Origin of the sequence: Cyanobium sp. Cruz-8D1 (assembly GCF_024345975.1) — a bacterium.
GTDB lineage: Bacteria > Cyanobacteriota > Cyanobacteriia > PCC-6307 > Cyanobiaceae > Cyanobium.
Map to the genome: position 1 here is coordinate 73,514 of NZ_JAGQCD010000010.1, position 15,749 is coordinate 89,262.

Annotated in this window: 17 protein-coding genes; 6 read left to right on the forward strand and 11 right to left on the reverse strand. The window is 68.6% G+C overall.

Annotated elements, in window-relative coordinates; translation table 11 throughout:
- Positions 1–72: 72 nt before the first annotated feature.
- From KBZ33_RS08490 to KBZ33_RS08500, 3 genes are all read left to right on the forward strand, one after another.
- Positions 73–783 carry a putative DNA-binding domain-containing protein gene (locus KBZ33_RS08490; RefSeq protein WP_396108226.1) on the forward strand — a complete coding sequence of 237 codons (711 nt, stop codon included), beginning with the start codon at positions 73–75 and terminating at the stop codon, positions 781–783.
- A gap of 210 nt (positions 784–993) precedes the next feature.
- Positions 994–1,680: a phosphatase PAP2 family protein gene (locus KBZ33_RS08495; protein WP_254952159.1), complete on the forward strand. Its 687-nt coding sequence runs from the start codon at positions 994–996 to the stop codon at positions 1,678–1,680.
- Positions 1,680–2,360, forward strand: a complete 681-nt coding sequence (locus KBZ33_RS08500; RefSeq protein WP_254952157.1) for a hypothetical protein — start codon at positions 1,680–1,682, stop codon at positions 2,358–2,360. The genes KBZ33_RS08495 and KBZ33_RS08500 overlap by 1 nt, the downstream gene beginning before the upstream one ends.
- A gap of 166 nt (positions 2,361–2,526) precedes the next feature.
- Here KBZ33_RS08500 and proB read toward each other — a convergent pair whose 3' ends face one another.
- The 6 genes from proB to KBZ33_RS08530 all read right to left on the reverse strand — a co-directional run bounded on the left by proB (position 2,527) and on the right by KBZ33_RS08530 (position 7,649).
- On the reverse strand, positions 2,527–3,672 hold the full coding sequence (gene proB / locus KBZ33_RS08505) for a glutamate 5-kinase (protein WP_254952155.1): 1,146 nt from the start codon (positions 3,670–3,672) through the stop codon (positions 2,527–2,529).
- Positions 3,672–4,181, reverse strand: a complete 510-nt coding sequence (locus KBZ33_RS08510; protein WP_254952153.1) for a YqeG family HAD IIIA-type phosphatase — start codon at positions 4,179–4,181, stop codon at positions 3,672–3,674. The genes proB and KBZ33_RS08510 overlap by 1 nt, the downstream gene beginning before the upstream one ends.
- Positions 4,181–4,729 carry a DUF3727 domain-containing protein gene (locus KBZ33_RS08515; RefSeq protein WP_254952151.1) on the reverse strand — a complete coding sequence of 183 codons (549 nt, stop codon included), beginning with the start codon at positions 4,727–4,729 and terminating at the stop codon, positions 4,181–4,183. The genes KBZ33_RS08510 and KBZ33_RS08515 overlap by 1 nt, the downstream gene beginning before the upstream one ends.
- Positions 4,730–4,748: 19 nt before the next feature.
- On the reverse strand, positions 4,749–5,267 hold the full coding sequence (gene ruvX / locus KBZ33_RS08520) for a Holliday junction resolvase RuvX (RefSeq protein WP_254952149.1): 519 nt from the start codon (positions 5,265–5,267) through the stop codon (positions 4,749–4,751).
- Positions 5,268–6,374 carry a hypothetical protein gene (locus KBZ33_RS08525; RefSeq protein ID WP_254952147.1) on the reverse strand — a complete coding sequence of 369 codons (1,107 nt, stop codon included), beginning with the start codon at positions 6,372–6,374 and terminating at the stop codon, positions 5,268–5,270.
- Between the two features lie 96 nt (positions 6,375–6,470).
- Complete coding sequence (locus KBZ33_RS08530) at positions 6,471–7,649, reverse strand: F420-0:Gamma-glutamyl ligase (RefSeq protein WP_254952146.1); 1,179 nt, start codon at positions 7,647–7,649, stop codon at positions 6,471–6,473.
- A gap of 85 nt (positions 7,650–7,734) precedes the next feature.
- Between KBZ33_RS08530 and KBZ33_RS08535 the strand changes: the two genes are divergently transcribed.
- Positions 7,735–9,114, forward strand: coding sequence for a PhoH family protein (locus KBZ33_RS08535; RefSeq protein ID WP_254952144.1), 1,380 nt, complete (start codon positions 7,735–7,737; stop codon positions 9,112–9,114).
- Positions 9,115–9,578: 464 nt separating this feature from the next.
- On the opposite strand, the gene fumC is transcribed toward KBZ33_RS08535, so the two are convergent.
- The 5 genes from fumC to hisA form a co-directional block, all read right to left on the reverse strand.
- Complete coding sequence (gene fumC / locus KBZ33_RS08540) at positions 9,579–10,961, reverse strand: class II fumarate hydratase (protein WP_254952276.1); 1,383 nt, start codon at positions 10,959–10,961, stop codon at positions 9,579–9,581.
- Complete coding sequence (locus tag KBZ33_RS08545; RefSeq protein ID WP_254952143.1) at positions 10,958–11,551, reverse strand: thylakoid membrane photosystem I accumulation factor; 594 nt, start codon at positions 11,549–11,551, stop codon at positions 10,958–10,960. The genes fumC and KBZ33_RS08545 overlap by 4 nt, the downstream gene beginning before the upstream one ends.
- Before the next feature lie 22 nt (positions 11,552–11,573).
- On the reverse strand, positions 11,574–13,250 hold the full coding sequence (locus tag KBZ33_RS08550) for a DUF3685 domain-containing protein (RefSeq protein WP_254952141.1): 1,677 nt from the start codon (positions 13,248–13,250) through the stop codon (positions 11,574–11,576).
- A gap of 26 nt (positions 13,251–13,276) precedes the next feature.
- A complete protein-coding gene (locus KBZ33_RS08555) occupies positions 13,277–13,666 on the reverse strand; it encodes a Fur family transcriptional regulator (protein WP_254952275.1) in 390 nt (129 codons plus the stop codon).
- A gap of 225 nt (positions 13,667–13,891) precedes the next feature.
- Positions 13,892–14,653 (reverse strand): 1-(5-phosphoribosyl)-5-[(5-phosphoribosylamino)methylideneamino]imidazole-4-carboxamide isomerase, encoded by a 762-nt coding sequence (gene hisA, locus KBZ33_RS08560; protein ID WP_254952140.1) that lies wholly within the window; start codon positions 14,651–14,653, stop codon positions 13,892–13,894.
- A 39-nt stretch (positions 14,654–14,692) separates the two neighbouring features.
- Between hisA and KBZ33_RS08565 the strand changes: the two genes are divergently transcribed.
- Positions 14,693–14,947 carry a hypothetical protein gene (locus tag KBZ33_RS08565; protein ID WP_255011629.1) on the forward strand — a complete coding sequence of 85 codons (255 nt, stop codon included), beginning with the start codon at positions 14,693–14,695 and terminating at the stop codon, positions 14,945–14,947.
- Positions 14,948–14,998: 51 nt separating this feature from the next.
- The gene (locus tag KBZ33_RS08570) at positions 14,999–15,748 is read left to right on the forward strand and encodes a hypothetical protein (protein ID WP_254952137.1); all 750 of its coding nucleotides are present in this window, start codon (positions 14,999–15,001) and stop codon (positions 15,746–15,748) included.
- Position 15,749: the final 1 nt, after the last annotated feature.

Consider the following 15,749-nt stretch of genomic DNA (forward strand, 5'->3'; position numbering starts at 1 on the left):
GCTCCAACAGCTGTTCGCGGCGGCGGCCTTGGGCACGGCCAGCGCCTAGAGCAGGCCCACCTGGAAGCGCAGCTGCAAGCCAGCCGGGTGCTGCCGGCCCGGCAGAGAATCGGGGCCTACCACACCAGTGTGGACGGCAAACTGGGGCGCAGTCTTGAGCAGATCTATCCGGTCCGCCACAGGCTGGTGGGCGAGAATTTCGTCCAGGCCATGGCGTCCGCCATCCTGGAACATGGCGTCTCCCGCTCTCCCGGCCTCGGAGACTACGGCGCCGCGTTCCCCGCTTTCCTGTCTACTTTCAGACCTGTCCAGAGTCTTGCATACCTCACGGATGTGGCACGGCTGGAATGGCTCTGGCACCGGGCCTTCAATGCCCCTGATCAGCCCAGGTTGAATCTGGAGGCCCTGGCCCGGGTGCCTCCCGAGCACTGGGATCGACTCGTGTTTCGGTTGCCCGCCGGGGCCGCCCTGATCGCCTCCGACTACCCCATCCACCGAATCTGGGAGATCAACACCATCCCCACGCCAAGCCATGACGTGATCGATCTCGACCAGGGAGGGATCAGAATCCTGGTATGGGGAGATGGCCACAGCACCCGACTGGATCTTCCCAGCGAGACTGGGTGGCAGCTTCTCCAGGCCTTCGCCTCGGGGGTGCCCTTCGGCGAACTCTGCCGCCAGGACTTTGACCACTCCGGCACCACGATGGCCGAGCTACTTCCGGTCTGGGTGCAGTGCGGCTGGCTGCGCGACTTCGTTCTGCAGGAGGAGGTAGACCCCTGAGACTCCAGGTGACGTGGACCCCAGAAACCAAACCAGTCCTTACGAGAGCTTCCCTACCGGCCACACGCCGTTCAGTGTCAGATGCCTTTCCAGAGACCATCGCTTACCTTCTGCACCCTTAGCCTTTCGTCCTGGTTTGATTCGATAACAATGATCCACATGCAACTGAGGATCTGGCTGACCGGCTTGTTGGTGATACCAGGCTCAGTCATGTTTGGGCTGCAGGCGCTGGCGCAGCCCAATGATCCTGCTGCGGGGCTGGAACTCAATCCGGCCCCTTACCACGCTGTGATCGGCAACCCACCAGCTCCAGCGAGCCGCCAAGACCTTGACGACCTGGCCATCCTGCGCTGGAACCAACGCACCCGCACCCCTGAGGGAGTCCTGCACAGCTGGCGCTTCCTGAACAGGAACCTGAGTGTCTTTGATGCCGCCATCGGCACCGACCTAGCCAAGACCGCACCCACCCTGTACGAAGGCCTGCCTGCCTTCCTGGTGCGCGTGGATGCCCTCAAGGACCAGCTCAAGAACGCTGTGGCAAGACCACGTCCCTTTGTGAGCCATCAGGATCTGCAGCCCTGCCTGCCCTTGGAAACGACCTGGTCCTATCCCAGTGGCCACGCCACCTGGTTTGCTGCCGCGGCCTTGCTGCTGGCCGATCTGGTGCCGGAACGTCGTGACCGGCTTATGCCAGTGGGCCTGCAGGGGGGCTATGTCCGTGCCTACTGCGGCGCGCACTACCCCAGTGATGTGGAGGCCAGTCAGCGCCTTGCCCAGGCCATCAGCAAGGAGCTGATCGCTTCTCCCCAATGGCGCACGTTCAAGCAGCAGCTGGCCGGAGAGCGCAGCAAGTTGGTGGTGCCGCCTCCGGCCGGGATCCCCCTGCTGACGGATTGATGGTGGGTGGTGCGGTCTCAGCGGCGATGCGGCTGGCAGGGCTTGCTGGTCTGGCGGCTTCTGCCTTGCTGCCTGCAGCGGCGCGGGCCGTCCCTGAGCTTGTGGTGCTCGTTCGCCATGGGCACAAGGATGTGCCGGTGGACGGTGGGGACAACTACAACCTTTCCGAAACGGGGCTTCTGCAGGCCTTGCGCCTGAGTCACCTGTTGCCTGCCTGCCTGGTGCCGCGGCAGCGGTTGCATCTGGCCAGTTATGGCTTCGATCGCACCACGGGCAAGAACGCACGCAGCTATCAGACCTTGATTCCCCTGGCCGTGGCCACAGGGGTCAACATTCAACTGTTTCAGGAGGCCGACCATCGCTCCGAGCAGATCGGCCGCCAGCTGCTCGCCGATCCCCAGTTGAACGGCGGCGTGCTGGTGGTGGCCTGGGAGCATCGACGCCTGCCGCTGCTCGCCCGGGGGCTTGGCTGGACGCAAATGCCCAGGATCGATGACGACGACTTCGATCGGGTCTGGCTTCTGCGCTATCGCCCGTCCGTCCCTACCCCTGAGGTCACTCTGCTCTCCCAGGCCAGCCTGTTGCAGCAGGACTGCTACCGAACGGTGACGGCCGAAGGCCATCCCCTGCAGCGCCTGGCTGAGCAGCTGCTGGAATCCCTGCACCAGGGGCCTCGCTGAGGCCGCTCATCGCGTTGGTTGAGCCCGGTGTCGCTGGTACGTTCGTGCGCCTTGCGGCGGCTACGGGCCATGACCCGAAAACCCCGTCCCTGGCGCAACGACAAATTCTGCCTGAACTGCGCCTGGTTCCGTCAGCACGGCTGGAGCACAACACCCCGCAGCCGACTCAGGCCGGCAGGCAGGTGAGCACCAGCTGGTCGCGGTGCACCACCGCATCGCCCACCGGCCCCAGCCGGCGGCGCACCTCCTCGCTGCTGAGGCCCATGATGCGGCGCAGCTCCTCGCTGCTCAGGGTGCTCAGGCCCCGTCCCAGTTCGCGGCCATCGCTGGCCAGCACCCGCACGGCGTCACGGCGGGAGAAGTGGCCCTCCACCGCGCGGATGCCCACCGCCAGCAGGGAGGCCCCCTGCTGCAACAGGGCTCGCTCGGCGCCTGCGTCCACCTGCACGCTGCCCTTCACCAGCAGGGCATGGGCCAGCCAGCTCTTGCGGTCGGCCAGGGGGGTGGCGCTGGGCTGGAACACCGTGCCCACCTTCTCGCCGGCGAACAGGGCCTCGAGCACCGCCGGATCGCGGCCATCGGCCAGGCGCACCCGGATGCCGCTGGAGGTGGCGATACGGGCCGCCGCCAGCTTGGTGGTCATGCCACCGGTGCCCCACTGCCCGCCCCCCTCGGCCACGTGGCTGAGGCGCTCCAGTTCGGCCAGGTCGCGCACCTCCTCGATCGGGCTGGCGTCGGCATCGGTGCGGGGGTTGCCGGAGTAGAGGCGGTCGACATCGGTGAGCAGCACCAGTTCATCGGCGCCGATCGCCACCGCCACCAGGGCCGAGAGGGTGTCGTTGTCACCGAAGCGCAGTTCGTCGGTGGCCAGGGTGTCGTTCTCGTTCACCACCGGCAGCACGCCCCAGGCCAGCAGCTGCTCCAGGGTGCGGCAGGCATTCTGGTAACGGCGCCGGGAGGCCAGATCGCTGCGGGTGAGCAGCACCTGGGCCACCGCCAGCCCCCGCACGGCGAAGGCCTCCTGGTACAGGCCCATCAGCCGGCCCTGGCCCACGGCGGCGGCGGCCTGCAGGGCCACCACCTCGGTTGGGCGCCGACTGAAGCGGAGCGCCTCGCAGCCCAGGCCCACCGCCCCACTGGTCACCAGGGCCAGGCGGTCGCCCCGGCGCTGCTGCCGGCCGAAGCTGGCCGCCAGATCGGCGATCACCGCCGCCGTGGGCCGCTCAGGGGAGCCCCGCAGCAGACTGGTTCCCACCTTGATCACGCGCCGCAGTCCCCCGCCGGCGCTCGCAAACGTGCTGGAGCTTGCCATCAGCCGGGAACCGAACCCATCCAGCGGGCCATGCGCAGCTCCAGGTTCTGCAGTCGGTCCTGGCGGCAGGGCTCGCCGTCGGGGTCGATGGGCTTGACCAGCACGGTGAACAGACCCATGCGGTTGCCCACCAGCACATCGGTGAACAGCCGATCTCCCACCAGGGCCACCTGGCCGGGGGCGAGGTCGAGTTCCAAGAGCACCTTGCGCAGGGCCGCCCGCCGCGGCTTGCCCGCTGAAGTGGTGTAGGGAAGACCCATCGTGTCGGCCACCGCACCGATGCGGCGCCGGGAGGGGTTGTTGCTGAGCAGATGCAGGGGCATACGCTCGCGGGCATGGCGCAGCCACAGCTCAGCCTGGACGGGCATGGTGGCCTGGCGGCGGGGCAACAGGGTGCGGTCCACGTCCAGAACCAGGGCGCGAATGCCACGGTCGACCAGCTCCTGCAGGGGCAGGTGGGCCAGGGATGTCCCCGGCAGCCAGTCGGGCGTGAGCAGGTCGCGCAACATCAGTCGTCGCTCTCCCGTTCGTCGAGCTCGGCCTCGATGCGGGGCTGGACCCGCTCGAATTCCTCTCCTTCCACCATCACCGCGTCGGCCCCCTCCATGCGGGCCACCACGAAGAACGGATCCAGGGGGATGTAGAGGCCGTACTCCTCATCGCCGGCCATGAAGCTCACCAGCAGTTCGTAGGTCTCGCTGTCGTCGTCACCCTCCTCATCCTCGAGTTCATCGGGATCGGGTTCTTCCAGTTCTCCGCTGACGGTGAGGGTGACGGCGGAACGGACCAGGATCAGGTCGTGTTCCTGCAGCACCACATCCGCCACTGACAGGATCGGCTCGGTGGCCGCGAGGGTCTCGATCAATTCGGGGTCATCCTCCTCCCGCAGCCGAAACAGGCAGACCGGGGTGTCCACCGGCGTCAGCAGGGCGTAATCGTGGCCATCAAGGGGAATCAGCTGCTCCAGGAAACACAGCAGCTGCCGGCCGCTGCCGTCCCGCACCTGCACGGTGGGCACGTCGCCGGAGCCCGTCATCGCAGGGGGATCGGAGGCCATCAAGAACAAGCGGGTGCACTCAGGATGAATCAGCACCGGCCCAAGTGCCTACAGCAATGGCCGCCGGGGCGACCGGATCGTCCGTGAGCGCCGTCAGGTTGAGCGGTTCAGGGCCCTCCCGCAGCCATTGCTCCAGCAGCAGCAACGCCGCGGCGCTGTCGAGTCGGCCGCTGCGGTCGCCGTGCAGCCCGAAGCGCTCGCCCGCCGCCCAGCTGCTGGCGTGCTCATCCACCCAGGCCAGGGGCAGGGGCTGTCCAAGGGCCTGCAGGGCCCGGGCGAGCCGCAGGCCGTAGCGGCGGCAATGGATCCCCTGCGGGGTGGGCCGCTGGCTGGCATCCAGGGGCAGCCCCACCACCAGCGCCTCGACCCGCCGCTGGCGCAGCAGGGCCAGCAGTTGGGTGAGGTCGGCCTGGAACTCACCCCGGGCCAGGGCCGGCAGCGGCGTCACCGTGACCCCCAGCGGATCGCAGCCGGCCAGGCCGATGCGGCGGCGCCCCACATCAAGGGCCAGCACCGATCGCGGCCGGGGCGGGGCCATTCAGCGCGGCAGCAGGGGCGCCGTGGGCAGGCTGCCGAGGGGACCGCTGGGGGTGGGCATGGGCCGCCGCCGAGGCTGAAGTTGCTCCAGAACCGCTTCGAGGCGCCGGGCCGCTCGCTTGGCCGGCTGGCCCTCCTGGCGCCGCCAGACGCTGCGAGCCATCAACACCTCCTCGCCATGGGCCTCGGCCCCGAGGGCCTGCAGCCAGCTCTGGCGGTCGCCGTCGCTCACCTCGCAGCGCAGCCAGAGGCTCGTGCCCCCCTTGGCGAGGCTGTGCAGCAACGATTCGGCCGCCGCCCCGAGCAGGTGGCCCCAGCCGGGGTGGATGCTCAGCTCCACCGCCTGGCCGCCGCCGGGGTGCTCATCGAGCCAGCGCACGCCCGCCACCGCCTCATTGCGCACGGCATCCACCAGCATCCAGCCATGGCTGCGGCTCTGGTCGAGCAGGTCTTCGATGCGCCGGTCCTGGAGCTGGCGCAGATGGGCCGGGCAGGTGGCCTGCTCCAGGTGCCACAGCAACGGGGCCGTGCGGCGGTTGAGTTGACGCAGCTGCAGATCGGCAGGGGGAAGCGGGACGGCGCGATCCACCCCTGGCTGCCAGCGCCAGAGGCGATCGGTGCGCTGGGGCTGGAAGCCCTGCTCCCGCAGGGTCGCCAGCCGGGACGTGTCGAGGCTGGAGGCGGTGGCGATCCAGCTGGCGGCGCCCTTCACCCGACCGATGGCCTGGCGCAGCAGATCCCCAGCCAGGGCCGCCCTGCCGGGGGCGGAGAAGTCTGGAGACGCCCCTTGCGTGGCAGCCAAGGCCAGGCGCAGATGCTGTACCTGCCAGCAGCTGCCGCTGCGGTTGAGCCGCCGGGAGACGATCAACCCCAAGGCTTGCTGGCGGGTGAGCCCCTGGCGTTGCAGCGCCACCAGCACCTGGGCAGCCAGGGGGCGGCGGCTGGTGAGCGCCTTCAGCAACTGCTCCGGCAGGGCCAGCAGCAGCGAGCGCTGCAACAGCGGCTGCAGGGGCAGGAAGCCCGGATCATCCAGCAAGGGAAGGTGCCAGCCCTGCAGGGGCTCCACCGTCCAGCTCGGGGAGGGTCTGCCCTGGGCAGGCACTGGCACGGCAGGCACTGGCACGGCAGACGACGAAGGGGTGGGGGGCGGCGCGGGAACGCGAAACGTGACGTGGGCGTTGAACGCACCATGGTCATGGACACTCTACGCGGGACGCACCAAAACGAGGGGCGTGCGCTCGTTGGCATTGCCGGCAGGGTTGGGACGCAGGGCCCGCATCAGCAGGGCCTCGTCGGTGCCGCCGCTGGCGGCCAGCACCTTCACCCGTCCCAGGTCGTTCACGTCCACCACCGCCACGGCCACCCCGAGGGCCGCCGCCATCCGCTCGCACCAGGCCGCCGGCTGGTCCGGGCCCAGCACGATCGTCTGGTCGTAGGGGGGAGTGGTGCCGGTGATGTCATCGATCAGGCGGGCCTGCTCCCCGGCCAGGCGATAGAACCAGCCCTTGCTGCCCACCAGCTTCAGGGCGGTGCCCACCAACCAGGCCCCCAGCACCCGGACCGGACCCGACACATCGATCAAGCTCTGCAGCCCGCAGGCCGTGGCCAGGGAGCTGGTGGGGTGAAACGCCCGGCACAGCAAGCGGGCCAGGCAGGAGGGCTCCACCGTCGACGGATGGTGGTACCGCCCCTGGATCACCGCCAGGGGGGTCTCGCCGATGGTGAGCACGTCACCGGGCTGCAGCAGGCCATCGGTGTAGCGCCGCAGCACGTCGAGGGAGTCGTCGAGCACGCCCAGGAGATGGGTACGCACCGGCAGCACCCGGCAGCCCTCCCCCTGGCGCCAGCCGGGGGCGGCCGGGTCGCCCGGTTCTGGCTTTTGCAGGGGCATCAGGATCCCCTGGCGCCGCTGCAACCGGCCGAAGGGTCCGTAGTTCACCCAGTGGATGTCCATCCAGAGGGTGTCGAGCACGCTTTCGAGATCCACGCCGGCGGGTCCGGTGAGGTTGAGGCGGATATGGGCGGCGGTGGTCTTGCGGCCCTTGACGATGTAAGCGGCCCAGTAACCGTCGGGGCGGGCTTCCTCATCCGGATGCTGAGGCGTGATGCGCAGCTCGTGGCGCACCTGGCTCGCATCACTGCGGCCCAGCACGGTGGGCACCAGCGTGATCTCCGGCACCATCACCTCCATGCGGGGATGGGGGTTGCGGATGCGGATCTCCCCGGTGATCTCCAGGCCCTGGGCCCGGCGGCGCACCTGGAAGGCGCCGGGCAGCAGCTGCAGCGGGGAGGCCGGCCGCAGGCGGTGGCGCAGTTCGAGCACCACCAGCCCCAGGCCGAGGAGCAGCAGCAGAACCAGCAGGAAAGAAACGGGGAACGGCAAGCCGATACGTCAGGGAATGTCCGGCCGGAGCGTAGATGCACCCGTGGACCTAGTTTCGGCCCCATGCAACCGGCAGGGCCCTGGCATGCGCAAGACCTTCGTGCTCGACACCAATGTGCTGCTGCATGACCCCCAGGCCCTGAACCGCTTCGAAGACAACCAGGTGGTGATCCCGATCGAGGTGGTCGAGGAGATCGACCGCTTCAAGCGGGACCCTTCCGAGAAGGGCCGCAACGCCCGTCAGGTGTCCCGCCTGCTCGACCAGCTGCGCGAGAAGGGAAACCTGGCCGAGGGCGTGCCGATCAATGACAACAGCGGCGGCACCTTGAAGGTGGTGTTCTGCCGCAGCGAGACCCTGCGCCAGCTGCCCCCCGAGCTGAAGGCGGGCAACGGCGACAACAACATCCTGGCGGTGGCGCTGGAGCAGCGGCTGCAGGAGGTGGTGGGCGGCCAGGCGCCGGTGGTGCTCGTCACCAAGGACACCAACCTGCGCATCAAGGCCGATGCGGTGGGCTTGATCGCCCAGGACTACACCACCGACAAGGTGGACATGGCCGACCTCTATCCCGGCTTCAGCGAGCGCTGGGTGGATGCCGAGCTGATGGACCAGGTGAAGGCCGGCGACGGCCTGCCGGCGGACGCCATCCCCGAACAGTCCGTTCCCGTCTCACCGCTGCAGGCCAACGAAGGGGTGACCCTCGTCGACCTGGCCCAGCCGGCGCACACCCTGCTGGCCCGCTACAACGGCCGCACCGGAACCCTGCAACCGCTGCAGAAGTCAGCCAAGGCCAAGATGGGGCGCATCCAGCCCCGCAACCGGGAGCAGGCCTTCGCCCTCGATCTGCTGCTCGATCCGGCGGTGGCCCTGGTGACGCTGGTGGGCAAGGCCGGCACCGGCAAGACCCTGCTCGCCCTGGCGGCGGGCCTGCATCAGGTGGCCGATGAGCACCTCTACGAACGCCTGCTGGTGACCCGCCCGGTGATCTCCCTGGGTAAGGAGATGGGCTTCCTGCCCGGGGATCTCGAGGAGAAGATGGCCCCCTGGATGCAACCGATCGTCGACAATCTCGACTTCCTCCTCGGTGGCGAGGACGCCCAGCCCGCCCGGGGCAGCCACCGGCCGGCGCGCAGCAACTGGAGCGACCTCAAGGGCATGGGCCTGCTGGAAGTGGAGGCGATCAGCTACATCCGTGGCCGCTCGATCCCCCGGCAGTTCATGGTGGTGGATGAGGCCCAGAACCTCACCCCCCATGAAGTCAAGACGATCGTCACCAGGGTGGGCGAAGGCACCAAGATCGTGCTCACCGGCGACCCCTACCAGATCGACAATCCCTACGTGGATGCGGAGAGCAATGGGCTCACCTGGCTGGTGGAACGCTTCAAGGGCCAGCTGCTTTCGGGCCACATCACCCTGATGCGGGGGGAACGCTCCGAGCTGGCGGAACTGGCGGCCAATCTGCTCTGAGACCCCTCACGGCTGGAGTCACGGAGAGCGGCAACGCCACGCGGTGACAGCAATTGAGAAAGGTGCAGGTGATGGCGCCTGTCACGGCGACATGCATCCTGGCCTGGCGGTGAGTCTGGCCTGCTGGCAATCCCATGCAGAGGACTCCTGTGGCGTCTCCCGACCAGCGACGACTGTCAATCTGTCTGGTTAAAACACCATTACAGAACTGGCTCGCCCCGCCGGAGGGTTGCGCAACCATGACCGGCAGCTGCACGAGTGAGAACCCAGAAGATCAGGAAAAGTGGAAGCAGGAGATCTCAGGCAGGCCCCAGTCCTGTCCAACCATCGGCCGTAACGCCGACTACCGCAGCATCGATCGCCTGAGCAGGGAACCCACTGGAGACGTTACCCCCGGTGGGTGCATCATTTCAAAGTCCTGCACAATTCACGGTTGATCCAGGGGAAATCAAGGCAGGCCGTCCTCAGACCATCTGCTCGGGCCTGACCCAGCGATCGAACTCCTCGCCACTGATCTCCCCCAGCACCAGGGCCGCCTCCCGCAGGCTGAGCCGGTGCTGGTGGGCATGGCGGGCGATGGCGCAGGCGCGGTCATAGCCGATGGCCGGGGTCAGGGCGGTCACCAGCATCAGGCTGCGGTCGCGTTGGGCTTCGATGTGCTCCACATCCGCCCGCAATCCCTCGATGCAGAGTTCCCGGAACGTGCCACAACTCCCCGCCAGCAGGTCAATGCTCTCCAGCAGGTTGTGGGCGATCAGGGGCTTGAACACATTCAGTTCGAAGTTCCCCTGACTGGCGGCCATCTGGACGGCGGTGTTGTTGCCCATCACCTGCACGGCCACCATGGTGAGGCTCTCACATTGGGTGGGATTCACCTTGCCGGGCATGATGCTGGAGCCTGGTTCGTTTTCAGGCAGCACCAGCTCCCCAAGGCCGCAGCGAGGCCCGCTGGCCAGCCAGCGGATGTCATTGGCGATCTTCATCAAGCTGCCCGCCAGCACCGTCAGGGCCCCATGGGCCGCCGCCAGCCCCTCCTGGCCGGCGAGGGCCTGGAACTTGTCGGGGGCACTGGTGAACGGCAGGCCGATACGCTCCGCCAGCTGGGCCGCCACGGCTTCGCCGAAGCCGGCCGGAGCATTCAGCCCGGTGCCCACCGCCGTACCCCCGATGGCCAGTTGCAGCACCTGGGGCAGGGTGGCCCGCAGACTGGCCAGTCCCAGCTCCAGCTGGGAGGCGTAGCCACCGAATTCCTGGCCAAGGCTGAGGGGGACCGCGTCCTGGAGGTGGGTGCGCCCGATCTTGACCAGGCCAGCGTAGGCCGTCGCCTTGGTCCGCAGGGCGGCGATCAGGGCCTCCAGGCTGGGGATCAGGCGCTGGTGCAGCGCTAGCGCCACGGCGATGTGCATCGCCGTGGGAAAGGTGTCGTTGCTCGACTGGCTCAGGTTGACGTGGTCGTTCGGGTGGACCGGCAGCTTGCTGCCAAGAACGCCGCCAGTGGCGGCGATCGCCCGGTTGGCGATCACCTCGTTGACGTTCATGTTGGTCTGGGTGCCCGATCCGGTTTGCCAGACCCGCAACGGGAACTCAGCATCAAGCCGGCCACCGCTCACCTCGTCAGCTGCCGCCACGATCAGCGCCGCCAGGAGATCGGGGAGCACGCCTTTTGCGGCGTTCACCTCAGCGCAGGCGGCCTTGAGCTGGCCAAAGGCGTGGACCACCGCGATCGGCATCGGCGCGCCGAAGGGGAAGTTGCGCAACGAACGCTGGGTCTGGGCCCCCCAGTAGTGGTCGGCCGGCACCTCCACCGGGCCGAGGCTATCGGTTTCGGTGCGGGTGGCCGGCATCAGCGGGAGGCCACCACTTCGCTGTTGAGTTCGTTGAAGCTCATGGTGGCGCTGTTGCCCGAGCCAGGCGCCATCGGGAGGCCGGTGGCCTCGCTGACGGCGGCGTTGATGGCATCGACACTCACCTGACCGTGGCGATCGAAGACCACCCGGCCATCGCTGCCGATCACCACCACCTGGGGAATCAACCCGTCCCAGTAATGGGCCGGATCCGCAGCGCCGCCATCGGGCCGATTCTGGAGCGGATCGGTGACCAGGGGGATCAGGTCGATGCCGTTGCCCCAGAGGCGCTGCAGCTCCGACACCACCGGGGCGAACTGCTTACTGACGCTGCTGTCGTCGAGGTAGTAGACGACCACTGCCACCCGATGGTCCGCCAGGGACCGGGCCAGGCTGCTGCGGGGCGGCACCAGGGAGCCGTTGCCGGCGTAGAGGGCGAAAATATTGCCGTCGTAGTGGTCGTTCTCGAGGCTGGCCGCCGCCGGGCCAGGGGACCAGACCAGGCCCATCGCCACGATCAGCAGCAGGGCCAAGAGGCTGGCGAAGGGCCGGGACAGCAAACGGGGCAAGGGGAAGCGGGCGTCTGGGGTCATTGTGCCCTGCACACAGGCCGCCTCAGTTGCGGTTGAGGCTCCGGCCCATGCCCTGGACGATGCCGCGACCCACCAGGCCGATCGCCTTGCCCAGCACCTGGGTCAGCAGCACCACCAGCAGATCACCCAGGCGCTTCAACAGGCTCTGGAGCTGGGGACCCAGGGCATCGCGGGCTTCCAGGGCCAGCGTGACCGCCTGCTGCACCCAGCCAAGCTGACGCAGTTCGGCGTCGCGGGGCTCGGTGAGATCGACAGAATCGATCGCGCCGGCCCCGAGGCGGAACAGGGGGCGCCGGCTCTCATAGAGGTGGACCGGCCGGTCGAACCAGCTGGTCCAACGCTGCTGGGCATTGAGCTGGTTGCGCAGCCGCTCCAGGTTGCGGGTGGCCAGCAGCTCAGGACGCAACAGATAGCGGCGCAGTTCCGGCCATTCGGCACAGGCCGCCAGCACCTCGGCGCTGATCAGCTCGGCACTGCGCACCAGCCAATTGCTGAGCAGCAGTTCCAGGTAAAGAACGGCCTGGGGTTCATCCGGGGCCAGCAACTGGCCATCCACCAGCAGCGGACGGGCCTGCAGCAGAGGCGTCAGCATGGCCAGCGGATCGGGCAGCTCCAGGTCCTCGGCGGCAAACTCGCTGCGATGCAGAAGCGTCTCCGCCACGGGGCAGAGCTGGCCGGCCATGGGCAGCTGCACGTAAGAGCCGGCCATGTGGCGCAGGGCCTGCTGGCGCAGCTCCGGTTGCAACTCCTTCCAGAGCCGCTCCAACTGCTCGCCGCGGGGATCGTCCTGCAGCAGTCGGCGGCGCAGCCGGTCGAACTGCTCCAGCAGTCCCAGCAGCAGATCGCTGCGACGGGAGGCGTGGAGACCGTCAAGGGCCAGGAGCTGGCCGCTGTTGTTGCTGGGGCCGGCGGCAGCGGCCTGCGTCAGCCGTTCCCGCAGGGCCTCCCAGAGTCCCTCGGCCGTGCGCTGGCGCAGGGTGATCGCCACTGCATGGCCTGAGCCCGAAGCCTGGCTGCCCGTCGTGGTGGGGGAAACGGGCTCCTCGACAATGGGCTGGCTCCAGGCCAGGCTGACCGGCCCCCAAAGCCACTGCAACAATCGACGGGCCTGCCGTAGTTCCCGCACCCGGCCCTCCAGCAGCAGCAGCGGCAGCAGCTGGGCCGGCGGTGGATCAAGCAGGCGCAGACAGAGGCGAAGCTCAGCATCGATCTGCTGCAGGCCACTCAGAAGCAACCACTGACCCAGGCCCATGGGCATGGCATGGGTGGCGTCAGAAGTCTGGTGGGCAGCACCGATGGCCAGCACCCGTCCGCCGGCCAGCACGGTGCTGACGGCCTCCCGCAGGCTGTCGGCGTCGGCCTGCTCGATCAGGCCCTGGGCCGGCAGCTGCAGCAGAACATCGCTGGCATAGGGATGGTGATCCGGCAGCAGCAGCAGCAGCGGCGCCGGATGCCAGCGTTCCAGCAGGCGGCGGCTCTCGGCGTCGAGCGCCTGGGGTTCAGGGAGGACGCCGAGGCACCAGACGATGAGCTGGGGTGAGCCCTGCAACGCGTCAGCGTCCACCACCCGACAACCGCTCCATCCGCTGGCCTCGCCGCCGGTGGCGGGGGCCTCAAGCCAGCTGGTCAGGCCCGCCCGCTGCAGGGGTTCGGCGAACAGCAGCAGCTGGGGGAGGGGCTGTGCCGGACGTCGAGGCACGTTGTCAGGGGAAGAATGGGCCGACCTTAACCAAGCCGGCCGCTTTTCTCCAGTGCTGGCCGGGGATGGCCGGAGAGGTGCAAGGTGTACGACTCGATCGCGAACCCGGTCTGCGCTTCGATCTGCTGCAGGAGGTTGGCGGGAAGCAGCACATCCAGGTCAAGAATCTCACCCGATTGGGTGCAGGTGAGATGGCTGTGGGGGTCGGCGCGATAGCCATAAAGTCGGCCATTGGCCCGCTCGAGGCATTCGATCACGCCGGCCGATTGCAAGGCTTCAAGATTCTGATAAACAGAGGTGTGGCCGATGTGGCGCCCCTGATCGTTGAGCTTCTCGAAAATATCCCGGGCGGAAAGATGGCTTTTATCGGCCCACAACAGATCGAGCACCATGCGCCGCTGGCGGCTCAGGCGCATGCCCAGATCGCGGCAGCGCCGGTAGGCCTCCTCCACGTGGCTCGGAGCTGGCGGCACCAATGGACGATCACCAGCCTCGCCACGGCGGTTGCCGCCCGTGGAGGAGGAGGTGGTCGTGGTGGGATGCAACCGCTGCCTCCGTAAATGCTTGGTCTGTTATAGGGCAGATGCACCAACACCTGCTTAGGCCACGCCTACTGCCGGCGGCTCTGCCAGCGACCGCTTTCAGGCGATCGGCAGCTGCAAGGGATCCTGGAGCCGCTGCTCCCCGATGGCCTGCAGGGCCTCGGCCAGATCCACCCGGCCGTCGTACAGAGCCCGTCCCACGATCACCCCCGTCACACCGTGGGGTTCCAGGCTCAGCAGGCTGAGCAGATCGGTGAGACAGCCCACGCCCCCTGAAGCGATCACCGGCAGGGAGGAGGCCTGGGCCATGGCCCGCAGGGCCGCCAGGTTGGGGCCCTCGAGGGTGCCGTCGGTGGCGATGTCGGTGCTGATGATCGCCGCCACGCCCGTGCCCTCAAGGCTGGCGGCCAGCACGGTGGCTTCCATCGTGCTCTGCTCGATCCAGCCGCGGGTGGCCACCATGCCCTCCTTGGCATCGATTCCCACCACGATCCGGCCGGGATGGCGGCCGGCCAGGCGGCGCACCAGCTCCGGATCCTCCACGGCGACCGTGCCGAGGATCACCCGGTCCAGACCCCAGCCCAGAAGCTGCTCGACCCGTTCCGCCGAGCGCACGCCTCCCCCCAGCTGCACCGGAATCGAGAGGGCCGCGGCGATGGCCTGCACGGCGCCGTCGTTCCCGGCGGTTCCGCTCCTGGCCCCATCGAGATCCACCAGGTGCAGCCGCGTGGCCCCCTGGCGCTGCCACTCCAGGGCCTGGGCCACGGGGTCGTCGTTGAAGCGGGTGACACGGTCGTAGTCGCCCTGATGCAAACGCACGCAATGCCCGTCGAGCAGATCAATGGCAGGAATGACTTGCATGACCAGGGGACAGGGCCGCTCGTGGATCCATCCTGTGCCATGACGCTGCCCAAGCGCCCTGACCCGATGACGCTCTCCGCTCCCGCGCTCGCAGCTGATGACTGGCGCCGCCTCAGGGATGCGCTCCGCTACCAGGGCAGAGATCTGCATCACCGCTCCTATGCGGTGACATCCCGGCGACGGGAGCTGCTCTGGGAGGAAATGGACCGCTGCCTGGCGCTGGCCGATCGCATCGAGGCCCACCTGGAGCAGCTCAGCACGACCGGAGCCGATCCGCAGCCGGAAACGACGTAACTTGCCCCCATCCGCGGGCGACCTCACTCGCCAGGCCCCCATCCCTCCCCGATGTCGCCGCTGCGGCTGCTCGCTGTCCTGCTGCTGATCGCCTGCTGCCGGCCGGCCCGGGCCCAGCCCCTGGCGCCCCCTCCGCTGGCGCCACCGGCGCCGCCGCCGCGCTCCCTGCTGGGTCCCGACGGTCCCGATCCCCGCGACCGGCCGCCCCCTCTGGCGCCCCCCAGTTCGGTGATTGCACCGATCAACCGTCCCGATGCCCGTCTGGAGGCGGCGCTGCGGGCTCGCTTGTTTGCCGGCCCGGTGGCAGCCAGCCCGGCGGCGTCCGGCGATCCCGATCAGACCGAGTGGGAGCAGGCCCGAGCCACGGCCCAGCGCCCCGCCTGCGCCGATGTGGGGCCCCTGCGCTACCTGCACAACCGCATCGATCTCGACGGCGACGGCCGGCTGGAGACCGTGGCGGTGGTGGTGGGCTCCTTCGCCTGTGCCAGCGGCGGCTGCAGCCTGCTGGTGTTCCGTGACGTCGACGGCGCGCTGGAACTGGTGGCGGAGAGCGGCCTGTTCCAGTCGCCCCTGAAGGTGATCAGCAACCGCCACCGCGGCTGGCTGGATCTCACCCTGCCCGCCAGCCTGCACGGCGCCCCCGACGGGGTGATGGAGCTGCGCTTCGATGGCCGCACCTACCAGCCCGTGCCGCTGCCAGGGACAGAAGGCCCCGCCTCCGGGCCACCGGGAACGGTGGTGCTGGAACTGCTGCCCCTGCCCTTCGAGCGACTGGGCCACCCCCTCCCCTGCGGACCCTGAT